17 protein-coding genes are annotated in these 13,888 nt (G+C 74.7%); 6 read left to right on the top strand and 11 right to left on the bottom strand.

Features of this window, described 5'->3' with window-relative positions; translation table 11 throughout:
* Positions 1 to 78 precede the first annotated feature (78 nt).
* The 5 genes from ABZ570_RS24940 to ABZ570_RS24920 form a co-directional block, all read right to left on the bottom strand.
* Positions 79 to 738, bottom strand: coding sequence for a 4'-phosphopantetheinyl transferase superfamily protein (locus ABZ570_RS24940; protein ID WP_358068242.1), 660 nt, complete (start codon positions 736 to 738; stop codon positions 79 to 81).
* On the bottom strand, positions 735 to 1,568 hold the full coding sequence (locus ABZ570_RS24935; protein ID WP_358068239.1) for a metallophosphoesterase: 834 nt from the start codon (positions 1,566 to 1,568) through the stop codon (positions 735 to 737). The genes ABZ570_RS24940 and ABZ570_RS24935 overlap by 4 nt, the downstream gene beginning before the upstream one ends.
* A 186-nt stretch (positions 1,569 to 1,754) precedes the next feature.
* Complete coding sequence (gene pip, locus ABZ570_RS24930; protein ID WP_358068236.1) at positions 1,755 to 2,717, bottom strand: prolyl aminopeptidase; 963 nt, start codon at positions 2,715 to 2,717, stop codon at positions 1,755 to 1,757.
* 49 nt (positions 2,718 to 2,766) lie between these two features.
* Positions 2,767 to 3,141: a hypothetical protein gene (locus ABZ570_RS24925; RefSeq protein WP_358068234.1), complete on the bottom strand. Its 375-nt coding sequence runs from the start codon at positions 3,139 to 3,141 to the stop codon at positions 2,767 to 2,769.
* Positions 3,142 to 3,292: 151 nt separating this feature from the next.
* Positions 3,293 to 4,759 carry a hypothetical protein gene (locus ABZ570_RS24920; protein ID WP_358068231.1) on the bottom strand — a complete coding sequence of 489 codons (1,467 nt, stop codon included), beginning with the start codon at positions 4,757 to 4,759 and terminating at the stop codon, positions 3,293 to 3,295.
* 235 nt (positions 4,760 to 4,994) lie between these two features.
* Between ABZ570_RS24920 and ABZ570_RS24915 the strand changes: the two genes are divergently transcribed.
* Positions 4,995 to 5,165, top strand: a complete 171-nt coding sequence (locus ABZ570_RS24915) for a hypothetical protein (protein WP_358068228.1) — start codon at positions 4,995 to 4,997, stop codon at positions 5,163 to 5,165.
* A 3-nt stretch (positions 5,166 to 5,168) separates the two neighbouring features.
* On the opposite strand, the gene ABZ570_RS24910 is transcribed toward ABZ570_RS24915, so the two are convergent.
* Positions 5,169 to 5,684 (bottom strand): 2'-5' RNA ligase family protein, encoded by a 516-nt coding sequence (locus ABZ570_RS24910; protein WP_358068225.1) that lies wholly within the window; start codon positions 5,682 to 5,684, stop codon positions 5,169 to 5,171.
* Positions 5,685 to 5,765: 81 nt separating this feature from the next.
* Here ABZ570_RS24910 and ABZ570_RS24905 point away from each other — a divergent pair, with 81 nt between their 5' ends.
* The 4 genes from ABZ570_RS24905 (at position 5,766) to ABZ570_RS24890 (ending at position 9,077) form a co-directional block, all read left to right on the top strand.
* Positions 5,766 to 6,275, top strand: coding sequence for a DinB family protein (locus ABZ570_RS24905; protein ID WP_358068222.1), 510 nt, complete (start codon positions 5,766 to 5,768; stop codon positions 6,273 to 6,275).
* Positions 6,276 to 6,399: 124 nt separating this feature from the next.
* Positions 6,400 to 6,525 (top strand): hypothetical protein, encoded by a 126-nt coding sequence (locus tag ABZ570_RS24900; protein WP_358068219.1) that lies wholly within the window; start codon positions 6,400 to 6,402, stop codon positions 6,523 to 6,525.
* 99 nt (positions 6,526 to 6,624) lie between these two features.
* Positions 6,625 to 7,020, top strand: coding sequence for an SCP2 sterol-binding domain-containing protein (locus tag ABZ570_RS24895; protein WP_358068216.1), 396 nt, complete (start codon positions 6,625 to 6,627; stop codon positions 7,018 to 7,020).
* A complete protein-coding gene (locus ABZ570_RS24890) occupies positions 7,020 to 9,077 on the top strand; it encodes a glycogen debranching N-terminal domain-containing protein (RefSeq protein ID WP_358068213.1) in 2,058 nt (685 codons plus the stop codon). Before ABZ570_RS24895 ends, ABZ570_RS24890 begins: the two co-directional genes overlap by 1 nt.
* 53 nt (positions 9,078 to 9,130) lie before the next feature.
* Here ABZ570_RS24890 and ABZ570_RS24885 read toward each other — a convergent pair whose 3' ends face one another.
* Positions 9,131 to 9,460 (bottom strand): hypothetical protein, encoded by a 330-nt coding sequence (locus tag ABZ570_RS24885; RefSeq protein WP_358068210.1) that lies wholly within the window; start codon positions 9,458 to 9,460, stop codon positions 9,131 to 9,133.
* Positions 9,461 to 9,641: 181 nt separating this feature from the next.
* On the opposite strand from ABZ570_RS24885, the gene ABZ570_RS24880 reads away from it, so the two are divergent.
* Complete coding sequence (locus ABZ570_RS24880; protein WP_358068207.1) at positions 9,642 to 10,538, top strand: DUF72 domain-containing protein; 897 nt, start codon at positions 9,642 to 9,644, stop codon at positions 10,536 to 10,538.
* A 10-nt stretch (positions 10,539 to 10,548) separates the two neighbouring features.
* Here the strand turns inward: ABZ570_RS24880 and ABZ570_RS24875 are convergent, their stop codons facing one another.
* From ABZ570_RS24875 to ABZ570_RS24860, 4 genes are all read right to left on the bottom strand, one after another.
* Positions 10,549 to 10,941: a hypothetical protein gene (locus tag ABZ570_RS24875; protein ID WP_358068204.1), complete on the bottom strand. Its 393-nt coding sequence runs from the start codon at positions 10,939 to 10,941 to the stop codon at positions 10,549 to 10,551.
* A gap of 154 nt (positions 10,942 to 11,095) precedes the next feature.
* Entirely contained in the window at positions 11,096 to 11,824 is a 729-nt protein-coding gene (locus ABZ570_RS24870) for a hypothetical protein (RefSeq protein WP_358068201.1), read from the bottom strand.
* Positions 11,825 to 11,981: 157 nt separating this feature from the next.
* Complete coding sequence (locus ABZ570_RS24865) at positions 11,982 to 12,839, bottom strand: alpha/beta fold hydrolase (RefSeq protein WP_358068199.1); 858 nt, start codon at positions 12,837 to 12,839, stop codon at positions 11,982 to 11,984.
* A gap of 56 nt (positions 12,840 to 12,895) precedes the next feature.
* A partial coding sequence (locus tag ABZ570_RS24860) for a glycosyltransferase family 9 protein (protein ID WP_358068196.1) occupies positions 12,896 to 13,888 on the bottom strand: 993 nt, incomplete at its 5' end.

The raw sequence follows: 13,888 nt of genomic DNA, 5'->3' as shown, positions 1-13,888 counted from the left end.
ACCGGCACCTGAACAGATAAACCGCACGCATGCCCGAATTGTGGCGGCTCCTCGGACGTCCGTCGTCCGGGTGACGGGTCAGTGCCCGATCGAGACGGCCGTGACGACGAGACCGTCGGCGACCAGGTACCGGCCGTGCAGCGCGGTCAGCGGCGGACCGCCGTCGGCGCGGGTGCCGTCGACCAGCAGCCGGGCGGTGAAGCTGCGCGACGCCGGGTCGATGGACAGCTCCGCCTCCTCGAAGCCGAGCCAGCGCCCGGTCAACGGGTACCACGCCTTGTAGACCGACTCCTTGGCGCTGAAGAGCAGCCGCCCCCAGTGCACCGAGGGATCGGCGTGGGACAGCCGGCGCAGCAGCTCCGGCTCGCCGGCCGTGGTCACCGCCCCGCCCACCCCGTCGGGCAGCGGGCCGTGCGGCTCGGCGTCGATGCCGAGGCTCGCCAGCGCGGTGTCCCGGGCGACCGCGGCGGCCCGGTAGCCGGTGCAGTGGGTGATGCTGCCGATCACGCCCCCCGGCCACAACGGCTCCCGCCTCGGCCCGGGACGGATCGGGGCCGGGGCGTACCCGAGGCGGGCGAGGGCCTCCCGGGCGCAGCGGCGGGCGGTGACGAACTCGCGGCGGCGGCTGTCGACCGCCTTCGCGACGAGGTCCTCCTCGCCGGGGTACGGGGCCTCGCCGGGGATGTCGGAGAACGCCTCGACGGTCACCGCCGCCGGCGGCAGCAGGGTCTCGATCATGCCGCCGCCCCGAGGATCCGCCGCATCGGCCGAGGTTCGCCGCCCCGGCGGCCCCACTCCCGCGGGTAGCCCAGCGACACCTCCTCGAAGCGCACCCCGTCGTGGTGGGTGGTACGCGGGATGTGCAGGTGCCCGTAGACGGCCACCACCGCGCGGTGGCGGACGTGCCAGTCGGCGGTGCGCTCGGTGCCGCACCACTGGGCGAACTCCGGATACCAGAGCACGTCCGTCGGCTCGCGGACCAGCGGCCAGTGGCTGACCAGCACGGTCGGCAGTGTCGGGTCGGTGGCGGCCAGCCGGCGCTCGGTCCCGGCGATCCGGGCCCAGCACCAGGACTCCCGGTCCGGGTACGGGTCGGGGTGCAGCAGCATCTCGTCGGTGCAGACCACCCCGGCGTCGTACGCCCGGCGCAGCGACTCCTCCTTGGTGCTCGTGCCGGGAGCGCGGAACGAGTAGTCGTAGAGCTGGAACAGCGGCGCGACGGTGACCGGCCCACCCGCGCCGTGCCACACCGGGTAGTCGTCCTCGGGCGTGAGCACGCCGTTGTCCCGGCACATCCGCACCAGCGCGTCGTAGCGGGCCTGGCCGCGCAGCGTCACCGGGTCCGACGGGTGCGTCCACAGCTCGTGGTTGCCGGGCACCCAGACCACCCTGGCGAACCGGTCGCGGAGTTGGCGCAGCGTCTGCTCGACGGCCGCGAACAGCTCGCCCACGTCGCCGGCCACGATCAGCCAGTCCTCGTCCGTCTCCGGCCGCAGGCCGTCCACGATCCGGCGGTTCTCGGCGTACGAGACGTGGAGGTCACTGACCGCGAACAGCGAACCCGTCACCCGGTCGATCTTGCCATTGCCGCTCGCGGATGGATAGGCGCGTCCTTGAGCGACGGCGACGGGCGTGGCCAGTGCCACGCGAACGTTGGCAGCTGAGCAAATCGACACGCCGGGGCGACTACAGCTGAGCTGCCAACGATCACGGGCTGGATGAGAAGACGCCCGACCAGCCATCGCGATGGGCAATCAGCCGCTGAGCAGGTCGGCGAAGTGGTCGGTGGCGCGCAGCAGTTCCCGGGCGATGCCGGGTTCCGCCGCGGAGTGGCCGGCATCGGGCACCATCCGCAGCTCCGCCTCGGGCCAGGTGCGGGCGAGGTCGTACGCGGATGCCGGCGGGCAGCAGAGGTCGTAGCGGCCCTGGATGAGCACGGCGGGGAGGTGCCGGATCCGGTCCACCCCGTCGAGGAGCTGCGTGTCGCCGGTGAGGAAGCCGCCGTGCACCGCGTAGTGGGACAGGATGCGGGCGATCGGCAGGGCCTGCCGTTCGTCGGTGAAGTGGGCGAGCAGCGCGGGGTCGGGGCGCAGCGAGGAGTTCACCGCCTCCCACCGGCCCCAGGCCGCCGCGCAGGCCCGGGCCTCCGCCTCGTCGCGGCCGTGTAACCGCCGGTGGTACGCGGCCAGCACGTCGTCCCGCTCCGCCGTCGGGATCGGGGCGACGAACCGGTCCCACTCCTCGGGCTGGAGGTGGCGCAGGCCGCCCTGGTAGAACCAGTCCCGCTCGGTGCGCCGCATCAGCAGCACACCGCGCAGGATCAGGCCGGTGACCCGGTCCGGGTGGGTCTGCGCGTAGGCCAGGCCGAGGGTGACGCCCCACGAGCCGCCGAACACCAGCCACGAGTCGATGCCGAGCCGGGTGCGGATCACCTCCAGGTCGTCGACCAGGTGCCAGGTGGTGTTGGCGCGCAGCTCGCCGAACGGGGTGCTCCGGCCCGCGCCACGCTGGTCGAACAGCACTGCCCGGTAGCGGTGCGGGTCGAAGAACCGCCGCGCCGCCGGCACCAGGCCGCCGCCGGGCCCGCCGTGCAGGAAGACCACGGGTACGCCGTCCGGCCGGCCCACCTCCTCCACGTACAGCTCGTGGCCGTCGCCCACGGCGATCCGGTGGGTGGCGTACGGCTCGACGGGTGGGTGCAGGGGTGTCTCCGTCATGCCGACCCATCCTGCCCGACCGTCGCCCGTCGTGCGGGGGCGCCGGCGGTCAGCAGGCGACGTTGCTGCCGAGGTCCTTCAGCAGGGCGTCGGCGACCCAGCCGGACACCCCGGTGGTGAGGTCCTTCAGGTAGGTCCAGCTGTGGGTGGTGTAGCCGTTCGCGGTGACCCGGTCGCCGGCGGCGTAGCACCAGAAGTCGACGTTGTGGCTGAGCTGCCCGTAACCGAGCGAGGTGCAGGAGGTGTGCGGGCCGCTGCGGATGTTGATGTTGCTGCCGTTGAAGAGCTGGCCGCTTCTGGTGTCGATGTTGGTGTGGGAGTGGCTGCAGCTCGCGTTGGCCGGGGCGGTCGCGCCGGTCACCGCGACGCCGGTGAAGCCGACCGTCAGGGTGACGGCCGTCGTGATCGAGGACAGCTTCCGCATGCCGATCAACCCCCCGAAGTCAAATGCCATACGCACAGTGATCCATATATTCACATGCCTGGAGGTCCAGGGCAAGGATCTCCCGCGCGCCGACCGGGGTGGGCCCGGTCCTGACCGGCACCCGCCCCCGGTGCCGGTCAGGAGCTGCGCGTCAGGCGTTGGCGGGTACGTCGGCGTCCGGGCCCGCCGCCAGCTCCTCGACGGTCCGCTCCGACTCGGGGGCCGACCGTTGCGCCGGCGGGCGGACCGCGAACGCGTCGAAGCTCGGGCGGTCCAGCGTCGCCCGCTCGGCCACGTGGGTGCCGGCGGGCCCGTCCGGGCCGGCCTCGAACCGCTCCGCGGGCGCCGGGCCGGCCGAGCCGTCACCGACCGGCCGGGGGGCGACCTGCGGGTATTCGGCGGTCGCCCCGCCGCCCGCGGCGGCCGCCATCACCGCCGCCGCGGCCAGGTCGGCCACCCGCTTGGCCTCCCGCTGCACCCGGGCGCGGGTCTCCTTGGCGTGCTGTTCGGCGAGGTCCGCCGCACGGCGCGAGTCGTCCAACCGCTTGGTCTCGGCGGCCAGGCTCCGGCGTACCTCGACCAGGCGCTCCTCCATGGCGGCCCCCTCCTGCTCGACCGTGGCGATGGCCTGGCGGGTGCGCTCCAGCTGCTGGCCGACGCTCTCCAGCTCGGCCTGGAGCTGCGCGAGAGCCTCCTGCCGCTGCTGGATCTCCTGCTGCACCGTGGACAGCTGCTCCTGGTGCGCCGCCGTCTCCTCGTCAGCGCGCTCACGGACCTCGGTGGCGTACTGCTGGGCCTCGGCGACCAGCGCGGCGATGTCCCGCTCGGCGGCGCTGGCCCGGTCGGCCAGCTCCTGCTCGGCGGCGGCCCGCCGCTCGTCCAGCTCGCGGGCCATGCTGGCCTGCCACTGGGCCAGCTCCTGCTGGGCCTTGCTCCGGTTGGCCTGGACCTCCTGCTGGATCTGGGTACGGGCGGCCTTCACCAGCGCCTCCGACGCGGAGCGGGCCTGCTCGACCTGCTGGGCGCTCTGCTCGGTGATCCGCTTCGCCTCCTGCTGCGCCCGGTCGTGGGCGGCCTGCCCCTCGACGCGCAGCTTCTCGGCCAGCTCCCGGATCGAGGTGAGCTCCGCCTGCGCGGCGGCCCGCTGCTCCTCCTGCGCCCGCTCCTGCTCCGCGCGGCGGGTGGACAGTTCCTCCTCCAGCTCCCGCAGCTCCCGGGCGGCCTCGTCGCGCGCCGTGGCCAGCACCTTCTCCGCCTGCGCCTGGAGCTCGGCGGCGCGCTTGGTGGCGGTGTCGGTGATCTGCCCGGCCTGCTTCTCGGCCAGCTCGAGGATCTGGTCGACCATCGGCCCGAGGTCGCGGAAGGACGCCCGGTCCACCTGTGCGGGCCGCTGCCGCAACTCCGCCGCCTCGGCCTGGATCCGCTGCATCTGCGCGGTCAGCTCCCGCACCTGCGCGTACGCCCGGTCCCGGTCGGCCGCCAGCATGGACAGTTCGCCGTCCATCTGCTCGACGTACCGCTCCACCTGGCGTTTGTCGTAGCCGCGCAGCGCCGGGTCGAACCGTGGCCGCGCGGACACGTCGTCGTGGGACGCGAACGGTTCCTCGCCGTTGGACATACGCCATCCTCCGTCAGCTTCGCCAGCGCCGGGCCGGCGGGATGACCGCCCGGCAGGGCATGATGAGGCGCAACGGTACCGTCGCCGCCGCGCGCGCTCCGCCCCACCCCGGCCCTTCACGGCGGGAGCCGGCGACGACCCCGGCCGGGCGTACCCGGGCCGGGGTCGACGGTCGTCGGTTTCGGCGCACCCGTGCACTGGCCAGGTTCCCGCCGTGCCCGCATCCTGGTGCGCTGTGACGACTGTACGAGAGCTCACCGCGGGGGACTGGCCGTGGCTGTGGCCGATGCCGCGCGACATGGGCGTCGGGGACGAGCCCGCCGAGGCCCACCGGGAGCGCTTCCTGCGCCTGCTCGCCGACCCGCGCTGGGCACTGCTCTGCGCGGCCGACCTCGGGCCGCGCTGAACCTCACGACAGCGGGTGGGAGATGCCGCGGGCGTGGTCGGTGACCGACGCGCCGACCACGGTGGCGGTCAACGGCAGCACCTCCAGGCAGCGGCGGACCGCCGCGGCCATCAGCCGGCTGGGCACCCGCATGGAGAGCGTGCAGTGCGGCACCCAGCGCCCCGGCTGGTAGTGCTCGACCAGGCCGATGCCGGACCGGGCGAGCCGGCGGTGCACCTCGGCGTGGTGGGCCAGCAGTTCGGCGGTGGGGGCCGGCCCGAGCCAGAGCACCCGGCCGACGAACTGGCCGGCGTGCTGGAACTCCAGCCGCAGCGGGGCGGCCACCACCATCCCGGCGAGCGCCTCGGCCACCCGGTCCGGGTCGAACCGCGGCGCCACCGCGAGCGAGACGTGCGGGCGGTGCCGCTGCTCCAGCAGCGACCGCATGCTCTGCACGCCCTCGGACTCCAACGCGTCCCACAGCACCCGGATCCGCCGGGTGGCGTCGATGTCGAGATACAGCTCCAGCGCCGCGACCACCCGATCACCCTAGAGGCGAGGTTTGCCCGGCCCGGTGGGCGGTACTGCCCCGATGGCACCGACGTGGAGGAGCGTGGACCCGTGGACGTGAACGACCTGCTGACCGACGCGTACGACCGGCTGCCCGACCTGGTGGAGTCGGCGGTCACCGGGCTGAGCCCGGAGCAGCTGCGCCAGGCCCCGGCGGCCGGGGCGAACCCGGTCGGCTGGCTGGTCTGGCACCTGACCCGGATCCAGGACCACCACGTCGCCGACCTGCTGGGCGAGGAGCAGCTGTGGGCCACCGGAGACTGGGCGGGCCGGTTCGGGCTCACCCCCGACCCCGGGGACACCGGCTTCGGGCACGGCCCCGAGCGGATCGCCGCGGTACGGCCGGAGAGCGACCAGGTGCTCGTCGACTACCACCGGGCGGTGCTCGACCGGACCCGGGCGTACCTGCGCGGGCTGCGCCCCGCCGACCTCGACCGGGTGGTCGACCCGAACTGGGATCCGCCGGTCACCCTCGGCGTCCGGCTGCTCAGCGTGCTGGCCGACGACCTGCAGCACGCCGGCCAGGCCGGATACGTACGCGGGCTCATCCAGCGGGGGTGACCGCGGCCCGGGCCCGGTCCAGCGCGGCGTGCCCGAGCAGGTGGAAGGCCTGCGCCTCCGTCAGGGCGAGCAGCGGCACCACCAGGTACACGGTGTCCGCCCAGACCTGGCGGTTGTCGAGCAGGTGGAACAGGGCGCCGTCGGCCGCCCGGCCCGGGCCGCCAACCAGTCGAGCTGCGCCGCGAGCGCGGCCGACCAGCGCGGATCCCCGTCGGTCGACGCGGCGTACCGGACCGCCTCGTACCCGTAGGGCCTGCCGGGCAAGCCCGACTCACCCGGATCGGGCGAGTTGGGCTCACCCCTTGTCGGGGGAACCTGCGGGAAGCACCGGACACGGGGGAGGGGACGGATGGGCGCTTCGATCGCGGAGCACCTGATAACGCAGGTCGCCGGCCGGCACCCCGAGATCCCGGAGAACACGGCCGGCACGGTCCGCCTCGACCTGAGCGACGGCGGACGCACCGAGCACTGGTATCTGACCATCGACCATCAGGACGTCCGGGTGGCGCGGTCCAGCGAGGACGCCGACATGGTCGTCCGCGCCGACCGGGAGGTCTTCGAACGGCTCGCCGAGGGCAGCCCACGGCTGGTGGCGGCCCAGTTGCGCAACGACATCACCGTGCAGGGCGACGTGCGGCTGTTGATGGCGCTGCGCCGGCTCTTCCCGGGCCCGCCCGGGGCCCGTCACCCCCGCGAGGCCGAGCGGGACGCGGCGGCCCGGCCGGCACCCGGGACGGGGGCGTGATGCGGACCGACCTGGCACACGTGCTCGCCGGCAACGCGTTCGCCCTCAGCGACGCGGAGGGCGACATTGATGTCGACCCGCGGGTGCCGACCGGCCTGTTCTCCTTCGACACCCGGTTCCTGTCCCGCTGGGTGCTCACCCTCGACGGCGAACGGCTGCACGCCCTGTCCCGGGACGAGCTGACCTACTTCGAGACCCGGTTCGTGGTGGTCCCCGGGGCTGCCAGCCACTACGTGGACGCCGACGTGTCGGTGATCCGGCACCGGTTCATCGGCGACGGCCTGCACGAGCGAGTCACCGTGCTCAACCATTCGGCGAAGCCCGCCGAGCTCACGTTGCGGATGGAGATCGCCAGCGACTTCGCCGACACCGCCGAGATCCGCCGGCCCAGGCCGCGCCGACCGGTGGTCACCGTCGCTTCGGCCCACCGGCAGCTGCGGCTCTGCTACCAACGCGATCGGTTCGTCCGGGAAACGCTCGTCACCAGCACCGCACCGGTGGACGTCGACGAGGGCGGCATGACCTTCCGGATCCGGGTCGACCCGGACGGCGAGTGGCACACCGACCTGCAGGTTGAAATGATCATGCACGGCGCCGGCGGCCGGGACCTGCGGACCAGCCTGGCGGCCCACCGCCATCGGGTACACCAGGACATGCGCGAGGACATCGAGCGGTGGTTCGACCGCGCGCCGCGGCTCAGCGGCGACCGGCAGGCCCTGGTGAAGGCGTACGAGCAGGCGTTGGCCGACCTGGCGGCGCTGCGCTACCTGCCGCTGGCGTTCACCGAGCGGGTGCCGGTGGGTGGGCTGCCCTGGGCCATGACGCTGTACGGCCGGGACGCCCTCGTCACCTCCCTGGAGACGCTGCCGTTCACCCCCGAACTGGCTCCCGCCACGCTGCGCATGTTGGCCCTGCTCCAGGGCAGCCAGCTCGACGACCTGCACGACGAGGAGCCGGGCAAGATCCTCTCCGAGCTGCGGTACGGCGAGCAGGCCGCCTTCGAGGAGCAGCCCACCGCCGTCTACTACGGCGCCGCTGACACCACCCCGCTCTTCGTCATCCTGCTCGACGAGTACGAGCGGTGGAGCGGCGACGTCGACCTGGTCCGGGAGCTGCGTCACCCGGCCCGGACGGCGCTGGACTGGATCAACGAGTACGGCTGTCCGCTCGACGACGGTTACCTGCGCTACCAGCCACGCAACACGGTCAACGGGGTCGCCAACCAGGTGTGGCGCAACTCGCCGGACGCCGTAGTGGACCGGCACGGCCAGGAGCCCCCGTTTCCCCGGGCCACCTGCGAGCTGCAGGGTTACGCGTACGACGCGAAGCTCCGGGGCGCGCGGCTGGCCCGGGAGATCTGGGGCGACCCGGCGTACGCCGACCGATTGGAGGCCGAGGCGGCGGCGCTGCGGGAGCGGTTCAACCGCGACTTCTGGCTACCGCAGCGCGAGTACTACGCCTTCGCGCTGACCCCGGACGGCGAGCCGGTCGACGCGCTCACCTCCAACCTCGGGCACCTGCTGTGGAGCGGGATCGTCGAGCCGGAGCGCGCCGGCGCGCTCGCCGCGCACCTGTCCGGACCGGAACTCTTCTCCGGTTGGGGGGTGCGGACGTACGCCGTCGACCAGCGGCCGTACAACCCCGTCGGCGCGCACCTGGGGGCGGTGTGGCCGTCGGACAACGCGCTCGTCGCCGCCGGCCTGCGCCGCTACGGGTACGACGCCGAGGCGGCCAAGGTCGCGGCCGGAATCTTCGACGTGGTGGAGACGCTCGGCGGCTCGGTACCCGAGGTGATCGCCGGCTATCCGCGCGAGGTGACCAAGTACCCGGTCCAGCTCCCGATGGCCGGGCGGCCGCAGTCGTGGTCCTCCGGGGCGCTGCTGATGCTGCTGGCCACCATGCTCGGACTGCGCCCGTGCGGAGACAACCTGCTGGTGGACCCGGCGGTCCCCGAGGGATACGGCCGGATCGAACTGCTGGACGTGCCGGGCCGCTGGGGGCGCGCCGACGCGTACGGCCGGGACCGGACCAAGGGCCGGCGCTCCGGGTCCGGCTGAGCCGCGGGCCCACCGGCGGCGCTCACCGCTGCCCCGGTGCGGCCTGCTCCGGCTCAACGGTGGCCGGTGCTGCCCCGGGTTTCGGTGTCAGAGCCGCCCGAGCCGCCGGGCGGCCCCGCTGTCGGAACGGCCGGCGTATCGGATGGCGGCTCCGGTGGGCACCTGGGACCGGGAATCCGCTCGGGACGGGCTGCCTCCGCCACCGACGAAACCGGATCGGCGCGCACCATCCGGAACGCCCGCACGGCGGCGGCTTCGCCGACGAGTTCGTGCGGGCGGGGCGCGGCCCGGACGGCGGCGAGGAGCCGGACGAGCAGCTCCGGACCGCTGCGCGCGACGGGGACGGAGCCGGCGAGCAATCGCTCGACGGTCTCCTCGTCCATCCGGTGTGCGTCCATCTCGTGTCCCTCAGCGCCGCCACCCGTCGGGACGTCACACCGGAATCCGTCGCCCGCACCGTCGGCGCCCGATGGGTGATGTCGGCGTGGCCGGGACAGCTCCGCCGGCCTGCATACGGGACCGTTGCGGTTGCCGATTCGCCCGATTGGCGATGCAATGAATTACATGGGTGTCATCAAGGTGGGCACGTCCTCTTGGGCCGACCAGATGCTGGTCCGCTCCGGCTGGTATCCCCGCGCGGTCAACACCCCCGCCGGCCGGCTCGGCTTCTACGCCGACCGGTTCGGGCTCGTCGAGGTGGACACGTCGTACTACGCGATCCCGCTGCCCGAGATCGCCGCGGGCTGGGCGGCGGCCACCCCGCCCGGTTTCACCTTCGACGTCAAGGCGTTCCGCCTCTTCACCGGCCACCACACCCCGGTCGCCGCGCTGCCCCGGGAGCTGCGACCGGCCGACGGCCCGAGCCGGATCCGCTGGCGCGACCTGCCCGCCGGGGCGTACGACGAACTCTGGGCCCGGTTCCACGCGGCGCTGGCGCCGCTCGCGGCGGCCGACCGGCTCGGCGCCGTGCTGCTCCAGTTCCCGCCGTGGCTGGCTCGGGGGGACGCCGCCCGGCGGCGGATCCTCGACGTCGCCCGGCGATGCCGGCCCTGGCCGGTCAGCGTCGAGCTGCGGCACTCCTCCTGGTTCAGTGCGGACGCCGTGGTGGACACGGTGACCTTTCTGCGCGACCACGGGCTCGGCTACGTCTGCGTGGACATGCCCCAGGGGTACGCCTCGTCGGTGCCGCCGATCCTGATCGCCACCGCGGACCTCGCCGTGGTCCGGTTCCACGGCCACAGCATCGCCTGGGAGAGTGGCGACAAGCAGGACCGGTTCCGGTACGCCTACGGCGAGGCGGAGCTGCGCCGGTGGTCCGTGCTGCTGCGCGAGCTGGCCGACGAGTGCGCCGAGCTCCACGTGCTGCTGAACAACTGCTGCGGCGACCAGGCGCAGCGCGACGCCGCCCGGCTGGCCCAGCTGCTCGGTGCCGTGTGCCAGCGGGCGGGCGTCGACGCGTGACCGGCGGGGGTCACCCTCGCCAGCTGACCCCCTCCGGGTGCATGCCGGTCGCCTCCTCGAGCGCGTTGTCCGGCAGGTCGCCCTCGGCGCTGTCGTCCGGGAAGGTCCGTGCGGACGGCGCCGGATCGGGCGGCGCGCCCGGTCCCGCCTCCGGGGCGCGGGTCGGTTCCACCGAGCCGAAGCCGTGCCGGCCCGCGGCCGGGCCGTCCGGCCCCGCCCCGGCCGCCCGGCGCTCGCCGCGGCGACCCTCGGGGACGGCCGTCTCCTCGCTGCCCTCGTCCATCGGCGCGTCCTCGCCCGCGCCCCACGGCGGATCGGCGTCGAACCCGTCCGTGGTGCCCCACGGGGCGGTTGCCTCCGGCCCGCGTCCCTCGCCCTTACCCCGGCGGTTCCTGCTGCTCATCGCCACCTCACCTGGCTGGGTTCCCGTGCCCGCGCTGAATGCCCGCCAGCGGCCCGGTCATGCCAGGACCGGCGGCGCGGCTCGTGCCCGCCGCCCGCGCGGTCCGCGCCGTAAGGCCGGCGGGCACGCCGTCGTGCGCCGCCGGCCGTACGGGTCAACGGCCGGCCCCGACCAGGTGCCGGGTCGCCAAGCCCATGGCGGCGACCTTGCCGATCTTCGGGGCACCGAACGCGGCGACCTTGCCGATCTTCGGCGCGCCGAACGCGGCAGCCTTGCCGATCTTCGGGGCGCCCATCCCGATGGCCTTGCCGGCCATGATCGGCGACGACATCAGCCCGCCGGCTCGGCTGAGCATGCCCCGGAACACCTGACCCGGCTTCTGCTGCTCGCTCATGTACGCGGTGACCACCACCAGTGCGCCGGTCAGCGCCGGGACCGCCCACTGGAGCAGCTTCATCTGTCGTTGGCAGGAGGCGACGTCCGCCGGGGTCTGGTGGTTCGGCTCGGTGATCCCGTCCACGGGCGGGCCGCCCGCGTTCTGCAGCTTCATGCCGAGCATCCGGCTGTATCCGGTCACCGCCAGCGCACCCAGGGTCAGCGCGGTCTTCACCGCGCTGATCTTGCCGACCCCGGCCTGCCTGGCCATCCGTGGGCTCTCCGTGACCAACTCGCCGACCGCGCCGGCGAGGTGCGCGCCGATCGCCGCCGCGTTGACCGGGGTCCAGCGCGCCCAGCCCGCCGAGGCAGCCGGCAGCCGTTTCGTGGAGTCCTCGATCTGCGCCGCCGCGCCGTTGACGCCGAGGGCGCCCATCAGCGATCCGCCGAACCAGGCCGCCAGGCCCAGATCGTGCATCGAGCGCAACGCAGTGTGCCGTTCGGACATCTGATCCCCCTCCGCCGTGTTCGAGCGCTGCGGCATACCCGCCTTCCGGCTTGATACGCACCCGGTTCCGGCCGGCCCGATGGCCGGAACCGCTCCGGCCCGGTGGCACGCTTCGGCCCGGTGGCGCGGAGCCGGAGCCGACGTGGCGCTGTCCCGGTCAGCGTCGTGGCAGGCCGGCTGCGAACGCGGCGACCCGGGCGGCCAGCGGGGCGGCGGCGCGTACCCAGGTGAAGTGGTCCAGCGGGGCGCCGGCCTCGGCCACGGTGTAGCGGTGCCGGGTCACCGGGGCGGCGGTGAGCTTGGCGCAGAGGTGGTCGAGTGTCTCGTGCGGGGTGTACTGGTCGTCGTCCACGCTGACCGCGAGGACCGGGGTGCGTACCCGGCCGACCGCCGTCTCGGCGTCGACCCCGTCGAGCATCGGGAACCGGCCGGTCCGGGCGGTGTACCCCCAGTCCCGGATCACCCCGCGCGCCTGTCGGCCGCCGAACCCCCAGCCCGGCCAGACGCCGAGCAACCGGGCGACCCCCGCGATGCCCTGCGTGTAGGGCAGCACCCCCCAGCCACGCGGTCCCGGGTACGCGCGCCACCAGGGCAGGCCCACCGCCACCAGGGCCAGCCCGTCCACCGCGTCGGCGTCGTGCAGGGCCTGGTGCAGCACCGCGACCTGCCCGCCCAGGGAGTGCCCGAGCAGCACCCGGACCCGGCCGTCCAGCCGGGGCTTGAGCGCGTCGAGCACCGCGCCCACGTCGGCGGCCAGGTCCGCGTAGCCGTATCGGCAGGTGCGGGCGGGCGGCGGGGTGCTCTCGCCGGTGCCCCGCAAGTCGGCCACGACCACGGCCAGCCCGGCGTCGCGCAGCGCGCCCGCGAGGGGCCGGTAGTAGCGGGCCCGCACGCCCATGGCCGGCCAGACCAGCACCACCGGCGCGCCCGGAGGCCCGTCCGGCTCCGGATAGACCTGGACGCCGAGCCGCGCCCCGTCGACGTCGACGAACTCCTGGGTGTAGTCCCCGATCATCGGCTCAGCGTACGGCGGCAAGCTACCGCCGGGTAGCCAAGGGGGCCGGCGCTGTCTCAGAGCACCGCCGGTCCGGCCGGTGCGGACCGGACCACCCGGTCCCGCGCGGCCGGCACGAACCGGCCCGCCGGGCGGGGGACGGCCCGTTCGACCCGGTCCACGGTGGCCAGCACCGTGGGCACGTCCAGCTCGGCCAGCGCCGGGTGGACCGCCGTGCCGTCCCCGGGCGGGCGCGGCCCCACCCAGAGCGCCTGCTGCCACGGCCGGTCGGGCGGCGGCCCCCAGAGCGCGGGCGACACCGGCCCGAAGAGCAGCACCGACGGGGTGCCGTAGGCGGTGGCCAGGTGACCCACCCCGGTGTCGCCGCTGACCAGCAGCCGGGCGTGGGCGATCAGGGCGGCCAGCTCGCCGAGGCCGGTCCGTCCGGCGAGGACCGCCGCCGACGGCAGCCCCGCCGCGCCGGCCACCTCCTCGGCGATGCCCCGTTCGCCCGGGCTGCCGGTGACCACCACCCGGTGGCCGCGCGCGGTCAACTCCCGGGCCACCGCCGCGAAGCGGGCCGGTGGCCAGCGTCGCTCGGCGCCCTTCGCTCCCGGGTGGACGATGCTCACTCCGCCGGGCAGCGCACCGGGCCCGGGGCGGCGCAGCGCCAGATCCGTTCGGTCGGCGGGGATGCCGTACCAGGCCAGCAGCCGGCACCAGCGGTCCACCTCGTGCTCGTCGGCCCGCCACGGCGGACCGTCGTGGTGCCCGGCCTCGGGGTTGGCGAAGGCGAGCAGCCGGCCCGGCCCAATGCCGGCCAGCATCCGGTGCGACTGCGGGCCCCGGCCGTGCAGGTTGACCGCCAGCGCCGGCCCCGGGCCGGACCACGGGAGGTGGCCCAGCCCGTCCGCCTCGACCAGCCGGTCCACCCCGCCCACCAGCTCCACCAGCGGGGCCAGCCAGCGCGGCGCGACCAGCGCCAGCTCCTCGCCGGGGTACGCGGCCCGCAGCGCGCGCAGCGCCGGCACGGCCGTCGCCAGGTCGCCGACGCCGAGCGCCCGCAGCAC

Source organism: Micromonospora sp. NPDC007271 (genome assembly GCF_040634005.1).
In the GTDB taxonomy this organism is placed as follows: Bacteria; Actinomycetota; Actinomycetes; order Mycobacteriales; family Micromonosporaceae; genus Micromonospora.
Note: the sequence above shows the minus strand (reverse complement) of the source record. Positions and strands in the feature narration are given on the sequence as shown.